The sequence below is a fragment of the Nocardiopsis coralliicola genome, from assembly GCF_054779695.1.
Genome location: NZ_BAAGXT010000018.1, coordinates 86,232 through 104,678 on the forward strand (window position 1 = coordinate 86,232; position 18,447 = coordinate 104,678).

Annotated in this window: 13 protein-coding genes; 9 read left to right on the plus strand and 4 right to left on the minus strand. The window is 75.8% G+C overall.

The window, feature by feature from the left end:
- Positions 1–53 precede the first annotated feature (53 nt).
- Positions 54–1,847 carry a DNA polymerase III subunit gamma/tau domain-containing protein gene (locus ACYVGT_RS14985; protein ID WP_460858478.1) on the plus strand — a complete coding sequence of 598 codons (1,794 nt, stop codon included), beginning with the start codon at positions 54–56 and terminating at the stop codon, positions 1,845–1,847.
- A complete protein-coding gene (locus ACYVGT_RS14990; RefSeq protein WP_460858480.1) occupies positions 1,844–3,058 on the plus strand; it encodes a glycosyltransferase family 4 protein in 1,215 nt (404 codons plus the stop codon). Before ACYVGT_RS14985 ends, ACYVGT_RS14990 begins: the two co-directional genes overlap by 4 nt.
- Here ACYVGT_RS14990 and ACYVGT_RS14995 read toward each other — a convergent pair.
- The 3 genes from ACYVGT_RS14995 to cofD are packed head-to-tail and all read right to left on the minus strand — an operon-like array spanning position 3,024 to position 7,126.
- A complete protein-coding gene (locus tag ACYVGT_RS14995) occupies positions 3,024–4,625 on the minus strand; it encodes a Na+/H+ antiporter (protein WP_460858482.1) in 1,602 nt (533 codons plus the stop codon). The two genes, ACYVGT_RS14990 and ACYVGT_RS14995, sit on opposite strands and share 35 nt — an antisense overlap.
- Positions 4,626–4,670: 45 nt before the next feature.
- The gene (locus ACYVGT_RS15000; protein ID WP_460858487.1) at positions 4,671–6,008 is read right to left on the minus strand and encodes a coenzyme F420-0:L-glutamate ligase; all 1,338 of its coding nucleotides are present in this window, start codon (positions 6,006–6,008) and stop codon (positions 4,671–4,673) included.
- A complete protein-coding gene (gene cofD, locus ACYVGT_RS15005; protein WP_460858490.1) occupies positions 6,005–7,126 on the minus strand; it encodes a 2-phospho-L-lactate transferase in 1,122 nt (373 codons plus the stop codon). Before cofD ends, ACYVGT_RS15000 begins: the two co-directional genes overlap by 4 nt.
- A 197-nt stretch (positions 7,127–7,323) precedes the next feature.
- Here cofD and ACYVGT_RS15010 point away from each other — a divergent pair, with 197 nt between their 5' ends.
- The 4 genes from ACYVGT_RS15010 (at position 7,324) to ACYVGT_RS15025 (ending at position 14,660) form a co-directional block, all read left to right on the plus strand.
- On the plus strand, positions 7,324–8,619 hold the full coding sequence (locus tag ACYVGT_RS15010) for a hypothetical protein (RefSeq protein WP_460858493.1): 1,296 nt from the start codon (positions 7,324–7,326) through the stop codon (positions 8,617–8,619).
- A gap of 600 nt (positions 8,620–9,219) precedes the next feature.
- Complete coding sequence (locus tag ACYVGT_RS15015; RefSeq protein ID WP_017595089.1) at positions 9,220–9,507, plus strand: WhiB family transcriptional regulator; 288 nt, start codon at positions 9,220–9,222, stop codon at positions 9,505–9,507.
- Between the two features lie 411 nt (positions 9,508–9,918).
- The gene (locus ACYVGT_RS15020; RefSeq protein ID WP_460858496.1) at positions 9,919–13,197 is read left to right on the plus strand and encodes a glycosyltransferase; all 3,279 of its coding nucleotides are present in this window, start codon (positions 9,919–9,921) and stop codon (positions 13,195–13,197) included.
- The gene (locus ACYVGT_RS15025; RefSeq protein ID WP_460858498.1) at positions 13,194–14,660 is read left to right on the plus strand and encodes a DUF5719 family protein; all 1,467 of its coding nucleotides are present in this window, start codon (positions 13,194–13,196) and stop codon (positions 14,658–14,660) included. The genes ACYVGT_RS15020 and ACYVGT_RS15025 overlap by 4 nt, the downstream gene beginning before the upstream one ends.
- Before the next feature lie 804 nt (positions 14,661–15,464).
- Here the strand turns inward: ACYVGT_RS15025 and ACYVGT_RS15030 are convergent.
- The gene (locus ACYVGT_RS15030) at positions 15,465–15,902 is read right to left on the minus strand and encodes a metallopeptidase family protein (RefSeq protein WP_460858500.1); all 438 of its coding nucleotides are present in this window, start codon (positions 15,900–15,902) and stop codon (positions 15,465–15,467) included.
- Positions 15,903–15,997: 95 nt separating this feature from the next.
- Between ACYVGT_RS15030 and ACYVGT_RS15035 the strand changes: the two genes are divergently transcribed.
- From ACYVGT_RS15035 to ACYVGT_RS15045, 3 genes are all read left to right on the plus strand, one after another.
- Positions 15,998–16,378 (plus strand): DUF3499 domain-containing protein, encoded by a 381-nt coding sequence (locus ACYVGT_RS15035; protein ID WP_460858502.1) that lies wholly within the window; start codon positions 15,998–16,000, stop codon positions 16,376–16,378.
- 274 nt (positions 16,379–16,652) lie between these two features.
- Positions 16,653–18,050, plus strand: a complete 1,398-nt coding sequence (locus ACYVGT_RS15040) for a phosphomannomutase/phosphoglucomutase (protein ID WP_460858505.1) — start codon at positions 16,653–16,655, stop codon at positions 18,048–18,050.
- Positions 18,051–18,120: 70 nt separating this feature from the next.
- On the plus strand, positions 18,121–18,297 hold the full coding sequence (locus ACYVGT_RS15045; RefSeq protein WP_460858507.1) for a Trm112 family protein: 177 nt from the start codon (positions 18,121–18,123) through the stop codon (positions 18,295–18,297).
- Positions 18,298–18,447: the final 150 nt, after the last annotated feature.

Genomic DNA, 18,447 nt, shown 5'->3' on the forward strand with positions numbered 1-18,447 from the left:
GTCGCAGGCCGGCCAGCACGCCCGGCCGCACCGCGACGGGGGGAGCCGCACGCATGCTGGTCGAGGCGAGCCGGGTACGCGACGACGACGTACTCGAACTGATCACGGCGGCCCCGCCCCAGCGACGGGCGTCCCTCACCTTCGTGCCGACCAAGTCCGCGGCGGAGCGCGGCGTCCGCCGGGTGCGGCGCCGGGCCCGCATCGACGGGCGCCGAGTGGAGGTCGACCTCTCCGGCCTCCCGGACGGCACCTGGGTGCTGCGGTGGACCACCGGCGGCCCGCTCAGCCGCGTCTGGGACCCGATCGAGACCGCCGACCCCTGCTTCAGTGAACTCGACGCGCTCTCCTACGCGCGCCGGCACCGCACCCGCACCTTCACCGCGGTGCGGACCGGCGGCGGCCGGCTGCGGGTGCGCGCCGCCACCGCGCGCCCGCACGCGGAGCTGCGTACGGTCGACGCCGACGGCAGCGGGCTGACCGTGTCCGGCTTCCTCGCCTACGTGCCCGAGGTGCCGCCGGGCGCGGCGGTGGAGCTGGTGGCCGCCGCGGGCGGCGCCGAACGCCGGCTGCCGGTCCTGCTGGACGGGCGCGACTTCACCTGCACCATCCCCGCCGCGGTGTTCGCGCCCGGCGCGGTACTGGGCCCTGCGGCCGACGAGGCCGCCGCCGTTGAGCGGGCGAGGCCGGTGTGGACGCTCACCGTCCACGGCGCCGCCGCCGCTCCGCTGCCCTGTGCGGTGCGCTGCGACGGTGTGGCCGACAAGCGGCACAAGGCGTCGTTCCCGCGGTGTATCGCGGCGCTGCCCAACGGACGCGCCGTCGCCTTCCGCCCCGCCTTCGCCGCCGGCGACCGCCTCGTCGTCCGCGCCGAGCCCGCCGCACCCCAGGGGGCGCCGAGCGCCGCGTACGCCACGGGCGCGGAGCCCGAGCGCCACCGGCCCGCGGTTCCGACCGCACGTTCCGACTCCGACCCGGCCCCCGCCCCGCCCCGCCCGCACCGCGCTCCGGAGCCCAGCGCCCCGACCCGGGCCGGCTCGGCGAGCCAGCCCCAGCGGGCCGCCGCACGGACGGCAGCGGCCTCCGCGCCGGGAGGCAGCGCCTCCTTCGCCCTGCCGCGCACGCTCGCGATCAGGCCGGTGGCCCAGGCCGTCCCCGCCTCGCCGAGCGCACCGCCGAAGGGCGGCGGATCCACCGCGGCCGCGCCGGCTCCGGAGGCCGGGGGCGCAGCGCCCGGCCGCAGCGCTGCCCGGCCGGCGCCAACCGCCCGATCCGGGCCGGGCGCTCTCGGTCCCGCGGCGCCGAGGCGGCCGCACCCGGGCAACCTGCGGAAGGACGGCGGGTCTGGTCCCGCCGCTTCCGCCGCGCCGGCACAGGACGGCGCGAGCGGGCCGGCCCCGTTGGCAGCGGACTCCGGTCTTCCCGGCGGGCGCCCCGGCGAACACGCGGGCTCCGGTGCCGACGGCCGGGTCGAACCGTCTGCGCTGGGCCGTGCTGGTGCCCGGCCGGCCCCGACCGCCCGCTCTCGGCCTGGCGCCTTCGGCCCCGCTGGGCCGAGCCTGCAGTCCAGCGATCCGCTGCAGTCTGACCGGTCTCGCTCGGGCTCGGCCGGGCGCGCGGAACCGGCGCCGGCTGCGCGGCCGCCGGAAGGCGGCGGCGGGTCGCCGCGTGGCGGCCGCGCCGGATCGGCTCCGCACGCCGGCGGTCCCCCGGGGGACGGGCTTCCGCCGGCCGTTCCGCAACGGGGCGCCCGGTCTGAGCGGGTTCCCCCGGACGGCCGCACCGGGCCGGACCGCACCGGCCGGGACAGCGCCGGGCCGGGCCGCAAGGCGGGGGAGGCGGGCCGGTGAAGGTCGCCTTCCTGATCGCCAACGCCTACGGCATGGGCGGCACGATCCGCTCCACCGTCAACCTCGCCGCCGGGCTGGCGGCGCGGCAGCACGACGTGGAGATCGTGAGCCTCGCCCAGGGCGCCGCGCGCCCGTTCTTCCCGGTCGACCCGGCGGTCGGGATGCGCTCGCTCACCTGCGCGGCGAGCTGGCGGGACCGGCCCGAGCCCGATCGGGCCACCGCCGCGCTGGAGCGGGAGCCGGCCGAGGCCGTGCCCGCCTCCGAGGCCGAGCGCAGCACCGCGGTGTTCAACGCCGCCACCGAGCGCGCCGTCCGCGAGTACCTCCGCCGCACCGGCGCCGACGTGGTCGTCGGAACCCGGCCCGGCGTCAACTCGCTGCTGGCCGCCTTCGGCCGCCCCGGCACGGTGCGCATCGGCCAGGAGCACCTCAACCTGGTCCAGCAGCGGCCCGACGTGCTGGACCACGTGCGCACCGTGCACCGCAGCCTCACCGCGATGACGGTGCTGACCGACGCCGACCGCCGCGCCTACGAGGACTACCTCGGACTCGGCCGGGACAGCCCGTGGCTGGCCACCATGGACAACCCGCTGGCCGACGGCGTCTACGCCCGGTCCCGGCTGCAGAACCCGGTGGTCGCCGCCGCCGGCCGGCTCATCCCGGTGAAGCAGTTCCCCGTGCTCATCCGCGCCTTCGCCCCGGTGGCGCGGCAGCACCCGGAGTGGCGGCTGCGGATCTACGGCACCGGACCGCGCCGGGCCGACGCCGAACGTGCGATCGCTGCATCCGGGCTGCACGGCCGCGTGCTGCTCATGGGGCGCACCGCGCACACCGCGGCTGAATTCGCCAAAGCCTCCGCCGTCGCCATCTCCTCGCGCCGCGAGGGCCTGCCGATGACGATCTGCGAGGCGTTCGCCGCCGGCGTCCCGGTGGCCAGCTTCGACTGCCCGCACGGCCCCGCCGCGATGATCGACCACCGCCGCACCGGCCTCCTCGTCGACGACCAGGACACCGACGGGCTCTCGGCGGCGCTCCTGCAACTGGTGCAGGACCGCAACGAGCGGCTGCGCATGGGCAGCGCCGCGCTGGAGGCGGCCGACCGGTGGCGGCCGGGTACCGTGGCGCAGCGCTGGGAGGAGCTGGTCGAGCGGGTCTCCGGCGGCGCCGTCAGCGCCGTCACTGCGCGGGCGGCTGCTCCGGCGGCTCGGTGAGGTCCAGCTGGCGGCGGATCCGCTGCAGCGTCTCGTAGCCGATCTCGCCCTCGCGGTAGAGCCGGTCCACGGTGGTGCGCTGCGCGGTGCGGACCTCCGTCTTCACGTAGGCCACATCGTGCAGCTGCTGCCGCAGTCCGTCCCGGTCAGCGCTGCCGGCGTCCAGGTGCTCCAGGTGGCGCCGCGCCTGGCGCACGCCCTCGGCGAGCCGGCGGCGCACCGGGTCCGTCTGCTCGGGCTCCAGGTCCTCGTCGTCGAGCATCTCGTCCAGCCGGGCGAGGCCGGCCCGGCCCATCGCCTCCTTGGCGAGCGCGTACTCCCGGTCCCGGTCCTCGCCGCCGGCGAGCCCGGTCTTGCGCAGCACCCACGGCAGCGTCGTGCCCTGCCCGATCAGCGTGCCGAGTACCACCACCGCCGCGAAGAACAGCAGCAGGCTGCGGTCGGTGAACGGCGCGCCGTTCACCGTCACCGGCAGCGACAGCGCGATCGCCAGCGAGATCGCGCCGCGCATTCCGCTCCAGCCGATGACGATCTGGAACCGTGCCGACTCCGGCGGCACCCGCAGCCGGCCCGGTGCCATCCGGAGCAGCCACGGCACCGCCAGCTCCCAGAGCAGCCGCACGGCGACCGCGGTCGCCAGCACCGCGGCCGCGCCGATCACCAGCCGCGGCAGCGGGACGCCGGCGACGGCCGCGAACACCTCGTGCAGCTGGAGCCCGAGCAGGACGAACAGCGTCGACTCGAGGAGCATGACCAGGCCGCGCCAGATCGTCGTGCCGGTCACCCGCACCGCCGGCGGCAGCAGGCCCTCGCCGTGCGTCCCCAGGTAGAAGCCCGCGACGACGGCCGACAGCACGCCGGAGAATCCGAGCGCCTCGGCCGGAACGTAGGCCACGAACGGCGTCATCAGCGAGAGCACCAGCTGCGCGTTGGCGTCGCCGAACCTCTTCCGCGCCCAGGTCACCGCCACCGCGATAAGCCCGCCGAACAGCAGGCCGCCCACCACGACGCGGAGCAGCTCCAGCACGCCGTCGGCCACCGACAGCGGCGTCATCATCGCCGTCACGGCGAGGGAGAACAGGGTGAGCGCCACCCCGTCGTTGATCAGGCTCTCCCCCTCCAGCCGGGTGAGGACCCTCCGCGGCGCGCCGATCCGCTTGAGGATCGCCGCGGACGCCACCGCGTCGGTCGGCGCCACCGCAGCGCCCACCGCGATCGCCGCCGGCCAGCCGGCGTGCGGCAGCACCAGGTGGATGACGCCCGCTACCGCGAATGCGCTGACCAGGGTGGTGAGCACGGCCAGCGCGATGATGGGCCGCGCCTCGGAGCGCATGTCCCGCGGCGAGGAGAAGAACGCCGCGTTGTAGATCAGCGGCGGCAGGAACAGCAGCAGGATCACGTCCGGCGAGACGTGCAGGTCGTCCACGCCCGGCACGAAGCTGACCGCGACGCCCAGCACGACGAGCACCACCGCGTCGGGCAGGCGCAGGCGGCCGGCCAGCAGCCGGCCGCCGAACACCACCAGCAGGATCACCAGCCCTACGAGGACCAGGTGCTCGTCGGACACGGGCGCCTCCAGCGCGGGCAGGGCCCGCCTGGGAAGGCGGACCGCTCAGCGGACCTCGATGAACGCCTCCGCCGACCGCGGCGGCCGCTCCGGAGCCGGGCCGGCTGCGTGCCCGACCGCCACCGAGCCCATGGGCTGCCAGCCGTCCGGAAGGTCCAGGACGGAGCGCACCGTGTCGGCGCAGAACATCGTCGACGACACCCAGGCCGACCCCAGGCCCTCCATCGCCAGCGCGATGAGCAGGTTCTGCACGCCGGCGCCCATGGCCACCAGGAACATCGACCGCTCAGCCGCCGACCTGCGCGGATCGGGGTAGGGGTGGGCACCGTCGGCCACGAGGAACGGTAGCACCAGCGACGGCGCGTTCCGCAGCACGTCGCCGCGCCGGGTGCGTCGCGCGATCGCCTCCGCGGAGAAGCCGTCGCCGCGCAGGTCGGCCTCCCACGCCTCGCGCATCGCATCCAGCAGGCGGGTACGCCGCTCCGCGTCCTCCAGCAGCACGAACCGCCACGGGGTGGTGTGGTGCGGCGCGGGCGCCGTCACCGCCGCGGCAACCGCGCGCCGCACCGCGGCCGGATCGACCGGGTCGGCGGTGAAACTGCGGACCGTTCGCCGGGCCGGCACGACGTCGCGCGACCCGTACCGGAAGAGGTCCTCGTCGGCCGGGCGGACCAGCGCGGCTGCACCGGGGCCGTCCTCGGCCGTGACCAGCCGGCCGAGCCCGCCGATCACCGCCACCGGAGTGCGCGCCGCCTTGCCCTTCACCAGCTCCGCTGCCGCCGCCAGCTCGTCGGCGGCGGCGTTCAGCGTCACCTCCAGCACGGTGCCGTGGTCGTCGGCGGTGCCGCGCAGGTCTTCCAGCGGCGCCACGCCCGCCGCGCCGATCGCGACGTCGGTCTGGCCCACCCGCCACGGCCGGCCGAACGTGTCGCTGACGACGACCCCGAGCTGCACGCCGAACCGCTCCTGCAGGCCGGCCCGGACCGCCCGCGCCGACGCGTCCGGGTCCTCCGGCAGCAGTAGGACGCTGCCCGGCTCCACATTGGAGGCGTCCACCCCGGCCGCCGCCGTCACCAGCCCGGTGCGGGTCTGCACGATGCGGGTGGCGCCGCGGCGGGCGACGACCCGGTCGGTCTCGGCGTCGATCGCGGCCTCGCGGTCCATCCGCCGGGCCCGCCCCTCCGCCTTGCTGACCACTTTCGAGGTGACCACCACGATGTCGCCGTCCCGCGGTGCGGCGCCCGCCGCGGATGCCGCACCGGCGATCAGCGCGGCCAGGTCGTCGCCGGACTGCACCTCCGGCAGAGCCGGTAGGGCGCGCACCTCGAACGCGGCGCGGGTGCGCTCTCCGGAGAGGTCGCCAGCGGTGTCCGGTGCGGTCATGCGCCCTCCCCGCGGTGCGCGGCGATCCGCTGCGCCAGATCGAGTGCGTGCCGGGCGATCGCCTCGGTCTCCGCCGGCCCGCTCATGTACAGCGGCCGCGACTCGACCTCGATCCCGTCGAGGCCGGGCGCGTCTCCGACGGCGGCAGTGTCCGATTCATCCACCAGCCAGCCGTCCAGCAGCTGGGGACCGTAGTGCGCGGCGACGGCCGCGGCCGAGGTCTCGACACCGATCGCGGTCAGGCACGCGTCGGCCATGCCGCGCACCGGAGCGCCGCCGATGATGGGGGAGACCCCGACGACGACCGCCTTCTCCAGTGCCTCCCGGATCCCCGGCACCCCGAGGATCGAGCCGACGCTGACGACCGGGTTCGACGGCGGCAGCAGCACGGCGTCGGCCTCGGCGACCGCCTCCAGCACGCCCGGCCCCGGCCGCGACTCCTCCGCGCCCACCGACACGATCGACTCCGCGGGAAGCGCCGCGCCGTGCCGGATCCACCACTCCTGGAAGTGGATCGCCCGGCGCCGGCCGGTCTCCGGGTCGGCGACGACGATGTGCGTCTCCACCTGGTCGTCGGTCATCGGCAGCAGCCGCACGCCGGGCTGCCACCGGTCGCACAGCGCCGCGGTGACCGCAGACAGCGGGAAGCCGGCCGCCAGCATCTGCGAGCGCACGATGTGGGTGGCGGTGTCCCGGTCGCCCAGCCCGAACCAGTCGGGCTGCATGCCGTAGGCGAGCAGCTCCTCCTTCACGGTGAACGACTCCGCGGCGCGGCCCCAGCCGCGCTCCGCGTCGATGCCGCCGCCCAGCGTGTACATCACGGTGTCCAGATCCGGACAAACCCGCATTCCGAACAGGGTGATGTCGTCGCCGGTGTTCCCGATCACGGTGATCTCGCCCGCGCCCGGCGCCCCGGCCGCTCCGTCCGGTGCAGCGGCGCCGCCGCGCCCGGCGCCGTCCGCACCGCCCGGAGCGCCGCTCTGAGCTGCGCCGCGGTCATCACCGCCGGTCACGTCCGCGGCGCCGCCGCCCTGTCCCGTCTCGATTCCCAGCGCCGAGGTGAGTCCGCGCAGGAACCGCGCGCCTCCGATACCGCCGGCCGGTACGACTATCCGCATACGGACAAGTCTGGCAGGCTGGAGCGGCGTGCGTGCGGTGGCCCCTGGGGCGAGTGGTGCGCGATCCGCAGTTGGACGCACCCCCCGCCGCGCCGCCCCCGGCATTCGCCGGGCGGATCCGGACGCCGGTGTTGGCAGACTGGCGTTATGCAAAGCTTCCACCGACGCGACAGCGACGCAGCGGAGGGGAACCTCTCTTGAACAACGAAGCAATCAACCGCTTGCGGATACCCGCAGCCTGGGCGCTGCTCGGCGCTGTGGCGGCGACGATGGTCGCAGGCATGATCAGCATTTTCAGTGGCATGGGCGGACCCGGAGGATCCGCCGGCTTGTCCTTCGCGGCCGGCGGGGGCTCTGTTTTCAGCCCGGTCAACGTCCTGCTGGTGGTCGTGGCGGTGCTGCTCGCCGTCACCGCTCCGCAGCGGTCCACGGCCAATTCCGGCATCGTCGTCTTCGCGCTGGTGCTGCTCGGTGTCGGCGCGCTGTTCGCGCTCATCACCCTCATCATGAGCTTCGTGGCCGCGGCTGACGGAGGGATCGCACTCGCGTTCACGCAGCTCTTCGAGATCGGCGGCGCCGCCGCGGTGATCGTGTTCGCAGCGCTCTTCCTGTTCCGGGTCTTCAACGACCCGAACCTGGTGCCGCGCCCGCAGCCGCAGGCGATGCCGCAGCAGGGCATGCCGCAGGGCTACGCGCCGGCGACCGGTGCACAGCAGTCGTTCGCCGACCCCTACGCCCAGCAGGGCTACGCCGACCCCGCGCAGGCGTACGGGACCGGTGCCCAGGCCGCCTACGGCGACGCCTACCAGCAGCAGTACGTGCAGGGCGACCCCTACCAGCAGGCGGCCTACGCCGACCCGCAGCAGGCCTACGCCGACCCTGCGGCGCAGCAGCAGGCCGCCTACGGCGATGCCTACCAGCAGCAGGCGCAGGCGTACGGGACCGGCGGGCAGCCGGCGTACGGCGATGCCTACCAGCAGCAGGCGCAGGCGTACGGCACCGGCGGCCAGCCGGCGTACGGCGACGCCTACCAGCAGGCGGCCTACGCCGACCCGCAGCAGGCCTACGCCGACCCTGCGGCGCAGCAGCAGGCCGCCTACGGCGACGCCTACCAGCAGCAGGGCCAGCAGGCCTACGACGCCTACGGCCAGCAGCAGGCGCAGGCGTATGGCACCGGCGGGCAGCCGGCCTACGGCGACGCCTACCAGCAGCAGGCGCAGGCGTACGGCACCGGCGGGCAGCCGGCCTACGGCGACGCGTACCAGCAGCAGGCGCAGGCGTACGGGACCGGCGGGCAGCCGGCGTACGGCGACGCGTACCAGCAGCAGGCGCAGCAGGGCCAGTACGACCCCTACGCCCAGCAGCAGGCCTACGACCCGTCGCAGTACGCGCCGCAGGCGGACCCCGCCCACGACGCCGGCGACCAGGCGCGGCCGGCCGGCGAGTCCTCCGGTGACCAGCAGTCCTGGTACCGCGACGACAACCAGCGCTGACGCTCGGGGGTGCGGTACCGCCAGGTCCCGCACCCCCGGCGCTGGGCTGGGCGCCCCAAGCGGCGCATGCAACCAGTTCTTCTCCGCGGGTCCCCCGCGCCGCGCATCGGCCACGGATGGAGCGGCCCGCTCCCGCCCGCCCCGGTCCCCGCGGCGGATGCGGGTCTCCCGGAGGCCCCCGCGGCCGGCGCGATCGCTCCCTCCGCAGCTGCCGCCGCTCTCCTGCAGCGGCGGTTCCGCGGCCCGTCCTCCCCGGCTGCGCCGTGCCGGATGTCCGGCAGTACCGGCGAACGGCCCCGCGGAGCGCCCGGCCCGCACGCTCGGCGCGAGGGGAGGCGGGACACGCCGCCCGGCGCACCCGCTCCGCCCGGTCCGCGCAGTGCATCCACTCTGCCCCGTTCGCCCCGTGCGCGGGCGGTCCGATCGCTACTGTCCCGTGTCGGAGACCGCCGTTGGCAGACCGTTACATGGTATTCAATGGAATACGGCGCAACGCGCTTGACGTGTAGCGACTCGCGCGCGTGTAATTTCAGGGTGTGTTTCCACCCTCCCGGGGGTCGAATGGGAGGGGACATCTATGGGGGGCAATAGGAGGTGCGCATGAGCGAGGTCATCCCGCTGGCGCACGGCGCAGACGACGATCTGGGCTGGCAGGAGCGCGCACTGTGCGCTCAGACGGACCCGGAGGCGTTCTTCCCCGAGAAGGGCGGCTCCACCCGCGAGGCCAAGAAGGTCTGCCAGTCCTGCGAGGTCCGGGCCGAGTGCCTGGAATACGCGCTGGAGCACGACGAGCGCTTCGGTATCTGGGGGGGACTCTCCGAGCGCGAGCGCCGCCGGCTCAAGAAAGCCGCGGGCGGGGATTTCGATTTCCTCGCCGACATGCTGTAGCCGCCATCGGCGATCGGCGCCCCGGGGTGTTCGCCCCGGGGCGCCGCCATTCTTATCCGGATTTGATCCGCGCACCGTACCCGCGCCTGTTCCGCCGCCGCGGCCTTCCCGGGACAAACCGCCCCGGACGGAAACCGGTGCCGCAGTCCGTTCGCACCATTCGCCGTGTTCTTCGGTGCGGCTTCTCCGCACCGCGTGCTCGCTCGCCGCCCGGTCCGGCCGGGGTTCCGCGGCGGCGAGCGCCCCGCCGCCGCTCTCCCCGGCACCCGCCGCACCCCGGTGTCCGCGACCGGCACACCCGTGCGGCCCGTGTGGCGTAAGGTGATCTGCCGATACTCTCCCCGAGCACCCTCAGATTCCCCGAAACGCCCTGTTCTGCCCTGTTCTGCAACCCCGAGAGACCCACTGGCCGTGCAACCCCAGGACCCCGCCCTCCAGATCGTGACGGCCGTCATCGTCGCGCACGACGGTGCGCGCTGGCTGCAGGAGACCGTGGAGGCCGTCCGCGAGCAGACCCGGCCCGTGCAGCGCGTGACCGGGGTCGACGTCGGCAGCCGCGACCGTACCGGCGAGATCCTCGCCTCCTACATCGCCGCCGACGCCGTCACCGAGGTGCCGCGCAGCACCGGATTCGGCGACGCCGTCCGGGCGGCGCTCGCCCTGCCCCGGCTCCGCGAGCCGTTCCCCGGCGCAGCCGAGGGCGCACGCGAGTGGATCTGGCTGATCCACGACGACTGCACGCCTGCGCCCGATGCGCTGGAGAAACTCCTCGAATCCGCCGCCGGCGACCCGCGCGCCGCCGTCCTCGGCCCGAAGCTGCGCGACTTCTACGACCGCCGCCTCCTCGTCGAGGCCGGCGTCACCATCGACGGCGCCGGCCGCCGCGAGACCGGCCTGGAGCCCCGCGAGTTCGACCACGGCCAGCACGACGGCGACCGCCAGGTCCTCGCCGTGTCCAGCGCCGGCATGCTGGTCCGCCGGGACGTGTGGGACGCGCTCGGCGGCTTCGACCCGGCGCTCTTGCTCTTCCGCGACGACATCGACTTCTGCTGGCGGGTCGGCTCGGCCGGGCACCGCGTGGTGCTCGCCACCGGCGCCGTCGCCTACCACGCCGAAGCCGCCGGCCGCCGGCGCCGCCCGATCGCCGTCGGCAGCGGCCACCCGCGGCGGCTGGACCGGCGCAACGCCCTCTACGTCCTGCTGGCCAACCTGCCGTTCGGCGGGATGGTCGGGGCCCTGCTGCGCAACGCCTTCGGCTCCGCGCTGCGGGTGCTCATGCTCATCGCGGCCAAGCAGCCTGCGGGTGCGCTGGACGAGGCGGTCGCCTTCACGTCCGTACTGCTGCGCCCGGCCCGGCTCGCCGCCGCCCGGTTCCGGCGGCTGCGCAACCGCAAGCGCACCTACAGCGCGATCCGCCCGTTCCTCGCGCGCGGCGTCGCGCTGCGCCAGTTCTCCGCGGCCGTGGTCGGCCTGCTCTCCGGCGACCGCGCGGTCGGCGACGCGACAGGCCGCCACCAGGCCGTGCGGGACGGCGGCGGAACCTCTCCCGGCAGCGACGACGCCGTCCTGGGCGACGAGCACGGGCTGCTCCGCCGCTCCCTGTCCCGGCCCGGCGTGCTGCTGGTGCTCGCGCTGACCGCGGTGGCGCTCATCGGCGGCCGCGGCCTGCTCGCGCCCGGGATCCTCGCCGGCGGCGCGCTCGCTCCGGTCACCGGCGGCGCCTCCGATCTGTGGGACCTCTTCCTGTCCGGCGCTCCGGCCACCGGCATCGGCGCGGACGGGCCGGCGCCGCCGTCCACCGGAATCCTCGCCGTGCTGTCGACGCTCGCCTTCGGCAAGCCGTGGCTGGCGGTCACCGCGATCCTGCTCGGCTGCATCCCGCTGGCCGGCCTCAGCGCCTACCTGCTGGCCCGCCAGGTGCTGCACTTCCGGCCGGCGCAGCTGTGGATGGCCGGAAGCTACGCACTGCTGCCCGTGGCCACCGGCGCCATCGCGCAGGGCAGGGTCGGCACCGCGCTGGTACACGCGCTCCTGCCGGTCCTCGGCATCCTCGGCGCCCGCATGCTCAACCAGCCGCCGAAGCGGTCCCGCCGCGCCGCCTGGGGCCTCGGGCTCCTCCTCGCGGTGGCCACCGCGTTCGTCCCGCTGGTGTGGCTGCTCGCCGTCGCGGTGGGCGCGGTCGTCGCCCTCACCTTCGGCCACCTCGGCCGGCGGCTCTACGTCAGCATCGGCATCGCCGTCGGCGCGCCGCTGCTGCTTCTGCTGCCCTGGTCGGCGGAGCTCCTGGTGCACCCGTCGCTCTGGCTCACCGAGTACGGCCTGCACGGACCCGAGCTGTCCGCGCCCGGCGCCGCTGCGCACGAGCTGCTGATGCTCTCGCCCGGCGGCACCGGCACCCCGCCCGCCTGGGTCACCGCCGGCTTCCTCACTGCGTCGCTGGCCGCGCTGCTCCTGCTGCGCCGGCGCATGATGATCGCGGTGGGCTGGAGTATCGCGCTGTTCGGCGTCGCCGTCGCGATCCTGGTCAGCCGCATCTGGGTGGAGCCGGCCTACGGCGGCCCGGAAGCGCCGGGCTGGCCCGGTGTCGCGCTCGCCTTCGCCGGCACCGCGCTGCTGCTCACCGCCGCCGTCTCCGCGCACTCATTCGGCGTGCTCTGGTCGGCCGGCGGGCTCCGCCGGCTGTTCGCCGGCGGAGCCGCCGTGCTCGCGCTGAGCACCCCGGTCGGCGCCGCCGGCGCCTGGATGTGGAACGGCGCAGACGGCCCGCTGCGCGGCGGCGCCGGACCCGCCGTACCCGGCCAGGTCGCCGCGGCGGCCGGCGATCCGGCGGCGGCCACCGCGCTGGTGCTGCGGCCCACCGCCGAGGGCCCGCTCCGGTATGCACTGCTCCGCCCGGGAGAGCCGCGCACCGGCGCCGAGCAGATCGGCGCTGACGCAACCGCCGGCGGCCACCTGTCCACCGCGGTCGCCTCGCTGGCTGCCGGCCGCGGCGGCAGTGAGGTCGGCGAGCTCGCGTTCTTCGGGGTCGGCAGTGTCGTCGTGCCCCGCCCCGATGCGGGCGGCGACGCCGACGTCACCCTCGTCGACACCCTGGACGGCACCCCCGGCCTGGACCGCCGCATGCTCAACGACGAGTTCGGGCTGTGGCGGGTGAGCGGCGACCCCGGGCGGCTGCGCATCCTGCCGCCGCCCGACGGCAGTACCGGATCCAGCGGCACGGGCACCGACTCCGGCGTCGACACCGCATCCGGCAGCGGTGGCGGTCCGGACGGCGGTGCCGCCGAGGACGCCGGAGACCCCGACGGCCCGGTGGCGCTGGACATCGACCCCGACGGTGAGACCGCCGCGGTGCCCGAGGGCGAATCCGGCCGCACACTGGCGCTGGCCGAACCGTTCGCGGCGGGCTGGACCGCCACCCTCGACGGGGAGGAGCTGCGCCCGGCCGAGAGCCGGACCGGAACCACCCTGTTCCCGCTGCCGGCCGGCGGGGGCACCGTCGCGCTGGAGCACTCCTCGGCGGTCCGCGACACCTGGCTCGCCGTCCAGCTGCTGCTGATCGCCACCGCCCTGGTGCTCGCCTCGCCCGGCGCCCGCACCCCGGACGACGACCGCCGCGCCGAAGAGATCCGCGCCGCGGCACGCCCGCGCCGGCCGCGCGGGACCCGCAGGAAGGGGGGCCGCGGAGCGTGAAGCTCATCGTGGAGAACCGGTTCGCACTGCTCGGCCTCGTCGCGCTGGCGCTGGCCGCGCTGTTCGGGGTGGCGCTGGTGACCCGGTCGGACGCCGCGCCGGCCGGCGGTGAGGCCGAATGGGGCCGGGTCGAGTCGGCGCTGCGGGTGTGTCCGCCGGCGGTCGGCGGCACCGACACCGAGGCCGTGGGGTTCACCCCCTACGGCGGCGACGAGGACGGCGACCTGGAGGTGACCGAGAACCGGCCGGACGGCCGCCGCCTCGCGGCCGGCGAGCTGCCCGGCCAGCCGGTCAGCGCCGAGCCCGACGCCGACGACGGCCGGAGCACCGCGCTGCGTGCCAGCGGCGCGTTCGCGGCCGGCCTGGAGGCCGCCCAGACCAGCCTGGACGACGGCGACGACGCCACTGACCTGACCGCGGTGCGCTGCCCCGACCCCGGCATCAGCAGCTGGTTCACCGCCCCCTCGGGCGCGGAACTGGAGGAGCTCACGGCCCACCTGGCCAACATCGACGGCCGCACCGCGGTCGCCAGCGTCGACGTATACGCCGCCGACGGGCCGGTGATCGACGACGGTGTGCGCGGCGTGCAGGTGCCGCCGCACGGCGAGGAGGCCGTCGAACTCGGTGAACTCACCGAACTGGGCTCCTCGGGCCGCGCCGTGGCGGTGCACGTGCGCACCAACGCCGGCCGCGTGGCCGCCGGCCTGTACGCCGAGCGCGACGGGGACGGCTCCGAGTGGTCCGCGGCCACCGCGGGGCCCGCCCGCAGCCAGACCGTCGGCGGAGTGCCGGGCGGTGGCGGTTCGCGCACGCTGGTCGTCGCGGCGCCGGGCGACGAGCCCGCGACGGCCGATGTCCGCGTCTTCACCCCGGACGGCGAGGTCGAGCACGACGCGCTCACCGGACTGGACGTCCCGCCGGCCGCCTCGGCCGCGCTGAGCCTGGAGGGCCCGATCGACAAGGAGCCGGCGACCGTGGTCGTGGAGGCGGACCGGCCGGTTGTGGCCGGTGTGCTGTCCGAGCGCGAGGGCGGTGACGACAGCACCTCCACTGCCGCCGTGCCCCCGCTGCAGCCCGGCGCCGCCGCCACCGGAGTGGTCCCGTCGGTGCCCGAGGGGACCAAGCTGGAGCTGCTGCTCGGTGCGGTCGAGCAGGACGCGTCGGTGATCGTCACTCCGGTCGCCGACGACGGCACCACCGGCGACCCGGTCCGCGTCGAGGCCGGCGCGGGCACCACCGCCGCTCAGGAGGTCGAGGGCGCCGCCGGCTCGTCGGTGCTGGTCGAGGTGCGCGACGGCTCCGGTCCGGTCCACGCCGCGGCGGTCCTGACCCGCGGCAAGGGCGACGGCCGGTCAACGACCGTCCTCCCGATCCATCCCGCCCCGTCCCTGGTCCGGCTCCCGCCGGCCGTCAACTCCCTCACCGCCGTCGACCCGGCCGCTACCGGCCGGCCCGCGGGCTGACCGGCCGCCCCGCAGCGCCGGGCGCGGCCGGAAGCCCGCGCCGCGCCCGGAGCCATCCCGCATGCGGGGCGCCGACGGCCGATCCGGTGCCCGGGGCCGATGCCGAGGGTCCACTCCCGCACACGGGAGGCGGGGCGGTGTCGGTGCCCCTTGGCGACGGCCGCCGGTCCGTCCCGGCGTGCGCAGCGCGCAGGCGCCACCGCAGGTTGGCGGGGCGCCGGCGGAGAGTCGGTCCGCGCATGGGCGGGGCGCAGACACCGTCAGCGCGCCATGGCGCCGCCGGTCCGTCCCGGCGTGCACAGGGCGAAGCCAGCCATCCGCAGGGCCACATCCGCGAGGACCGGTCCACGCCCCCCGTGCGCCGGGTGCAGAACCCCGGGCGGCTGCACCGCGCCGGCTGCGAGGGCCCATCGCTGTACGCGCGGGATGCCGGCCCGCGAGGCGGCGCCGCTGGGCTGCGCCGGGGGCTCATCCCCGCACGGGCGGGGTGCGGACTCCCGGAGCCAGGCGGCCGCCGCCAAGGCGGGACCATCCCCGCAGGGGCCGGATGCGGCCTTCGCGGCCTGCGGTGCAGCGGTTCCGTTGCGGAGGAGAGGCCAGAGGGCCCGCCGAGCCCCGGCATGTGCGGCCGCAGGACGGTTCCGCGGGAACCGTGTCCTCTCCGGGCCGTGCTTCACCCCCGCAGGCGGCAGGCATGTGCGGCACCGGAGCGGCGGCCTGGGCCGGCCCCTCGGCGGCGGGCAGGGGACAAGCGCCCCGGAGCGGACCGGGGCGGCGGGGCACGGTGGGCGGCCGTGCCGGTGGTCACGTCTGGCCGCGGGTCTCCGGATCGACCGTCTCCGGCTCCAGCCCGAGGAGGTTGGCGACCTCTTCGACGACGGTCTCGTAGACCATCAGTGCCATCTCCTCGGGGTCGGTGGTGCGGATCTCCACCGGCCTCCGGTACACGGTGATGCGGGCCCGGCCGTCGCGGCCGGTCTCCAGCCGCGAATACGGGATACCGTCCTCGGCGGTGACCCCCGGTGGAACCCGCGGAACGTCCTCGACCAGGAACTCCACGGCGGCCAGTTCGCGGGACCAGACCCGTTCCAGGCGCTCGACCGCGTCCAGCACGAGGTCGTCGAAGACCTGCGCGCGGGAACGGGTGATGGGCGCCTCGGGCGGAGTCAGCGGTCCGCGGATCCCGCGGCCCCGCCGGTCCCGGCGCCGGAAGCGGTCGGCTTGAGCCCTGTGTAGACGCACTCGTCGCACGTTTCGAGAGTATGCCATCGGCGCGCGAAGCGCAGCAGTGCCCCGGTGCTGGCATCCGGTCGGGGAAAGGCATAGGGTCGGTCCTCGTGAGCGTTGCCCGACGCTGCTCGCGAACCGCGTGCAGACAGCCAGCCGTCTTCACGCTCACCTATGTCTACGCTGACTCCACCGCGGTCCTCGGTCCGCTCGCCGCCTACGTCGAACCGCACTGCTACGACCTGTGCGCGATGCACGCAGAGCGGCTCACCGCCCCGCGCGGCTGGGAGGTCGTCCGGCTTCCGGCCGACTCCACCGGCGGTCCGGGCAGCGACGACCTCGAAGCGCTCGCGAACGCCGTCCGCGAAGCAGCGCGCCCCAAGGCGCCGCAGCGCGGAATGCCGGCCGGCGAGAGCGCCCCGCGCCCCGAGCCCTCCGGCGGCCACGGCAAGGGCCACCTCCGCGTGGTCCGGCCGGAAACCGATTCCTGACCCGCCCGCGGGGCGCCGAGCCTTCACCCGCGGTTTCCCCGGGCGCCGCGTCCCGCACCCCGCCCCTGCCCGGTGCAGCGCGGCCGGGCACCGGGGATGCAGCTCCGTCCCGGACTCCGCGGCCGGGTTCTTGTACGTTGGTCTTCCGCGGCGGTCCCGGCGCGTCCCCGCTGCCCGTGCGGCACCGCCGCGGCCGGCGGCGTGCGGCCGGCCGGCCCGTCGCCGGTGAACCTTGCAGGCAGCAGACGCACATCCGGACAGATGGGTTGGTGCAGTGGCGGAGAACGGCGCACAGAACACGGGCGGCCCCGGCGGCCTCGGTGCGATCTTCAAGGCGTACGACGTCCGCGGCATCGTGCCGGACACGCTCGGCCCCGAGGTGGCGCGCGCCATCGGTGCCGCGTTCGCGAAGGTCGCCGACGCTCCGTCCATCGTCGTCGCGCACGACATGCGGCCCTCCTCGCCCGGCCTGGTGCACGCCTTCGCCGAGGGTGCCACCGCCCAGGGCGTCGACGTGGTCTCCGCCGGCCTCGCCTCCACCGACCTGCTCTACTTCGCGTCCGGGCATCTCGGTATGCCGGGCGCGATGTTTACGGCCAGCCACAACCCGGCCCAGTACAACGGCATCAAGATGTGCCGGGCCGGCGCGGCGCCGATCGGCGAGGACTCCGGCCTCGCCGACATCCGCCGGATCGCCGAGGAGGGTATCCCGGAGCCCGCCGCGCAGCAGGGCACCGTCACCGAGCAGGACCTGCTCCAGCCCTACGCCGAGTTCCTCCGCTCGCTGGTCGACCTCTCCGCCATCCGGCCGCTCAAGGTCGTCGTCGACGCCGGCAACGGCATGGCGGGCCTGACCGCGCCGGCCGTGCTCGGCGACGCGCTGCTGCCCGCGCTGCCGCTGGAGATCGTGCCGCTCTACTTCGAGCTCGACGGCTCGTTCCCCAACCACCCGGCCAACCCGCTCGACCCGGCCAACCTCGTCGACCTGCAGGAGCGGGTGCGGGCCACCGGCGCCGACATCGGCCTCGCCTTCGACGGCGACGCCGACCGCTGCTTCGTCGTCGACGAGAACGGCGGCGCCGTGCCGCCGTCCGCGATCACCGCGCTGGTCGCCGTGCAGGAGCTCGCCAAGGAGCCGGGCGCCACGGTGATCCACAACCTGATCACCTCGCAGGCGGTACCCGAGATCGTGCGCGAGCACGGCGGTGTTCCGGTGCGCACCCGCGTCGGCCACTCCTTCATCAAGGCGTCCATGGCCGAAACCGGCGCCGTGTTCGGCGGAGAGCACTCGGCGCACTACTACTTCCGGGACTTCTGGCGCGCCGACACCGGCATGCTCGCCGCGCTCCACGTGCTGCGCGTGCTCGGCAGCGACGCGCGCGCGCTGTCCGAGGTCGCCGCCGAATACACTCGGTACGCCGCCTCCGGGGAGATTAACTCCGAGGTGGCCGACCAGCAGGGGCGGGCCGCTGCCGTCGAGGAGGCGTTCGCGGGCCGCGACGGCGCGCAGGCCGACCACCTGGACGGCCTCACCGTCACCCTCGGCGACGGAAGCTGGTTCAACCTGCGGGCCTCCAACACCGAGCCGCTGCTGCGGCTGAACGTGGAGGCGCCGGACACTGCCGCGATGGAGCGCCTGCGCGACGAGGTCCTGTCCATCGTGCGGGCCTGACCGGCGCTCCGCAGGCGGCTGGACCGGCCGCAGCACCCACCGCCGCACCGACCGAAGAAACGGGACGACCATGAGCGCGAAGATCGACGACTGGCTGCTGGAGATCCTGGCCTGCCCGAAGAGCAAGAAGCCCCTGCGCCTCGACGCCGAGGCCGGCGAGCTGGTCTGCGATGAGAGCGGGCTCGCCTACCCGATCCGGGACGGCATCCCGGTGCTGCTGGTCGACGAGGCGCGCGAGATCGGCTGATGCCCGGCCCTGCCGCGTTCGACGAGGCCCTGCTCGATGCGCCGGACGCCGGCGGCCCTGCCGCCCGCGCCGCTGCCGGGGCCGCCGCCGCGCTGCGCACCGCGCGCACCGCGGTCACCGAGGCGCTCGCCGCCGCCGGCGCGCTGCCCC

Excerpts from the sequence above, each read along its gene's own strand:
- ACYVGT_RS14985 (WP_460858478.1), top strand. The coding sequence starts at position 54 with ATGCTGGTCGAGGCGAGCCGGGTACGCGACGACGACGTACTCGAACTG.
- ACYVGT_RS15000 (WP_460858487.1), bottom strand. The coding sequence starts at position 6,008 with ATGACCGCACCGGACACCGCTGGCGACCTCTCCGGAGAGCGCACCCGC.
- cofD (WP_460858490.1), bottom strand. The coding sequence starts at position 7,126 with ATGCGGATAGTCGTACCGGCCGGCGGTATCGGAGGCGCGCGGTTCCTG.
- ACYVGT_RS15015 (WP_017595089.1), top strand. The coding sequence starts at position 9,220 with ATGAGCGAGGTCATCCCGCTGGCGCACGGCGCAGACGACGATCTGGGC.
- ACYVGT_RS15045 (WP_460858507.1), top strand. The coding sequence starts at position 18,121 with ATGAGCGCGAAGATCGACGACTGGCTGCTGGAGATCCTGGCCTGCCCG.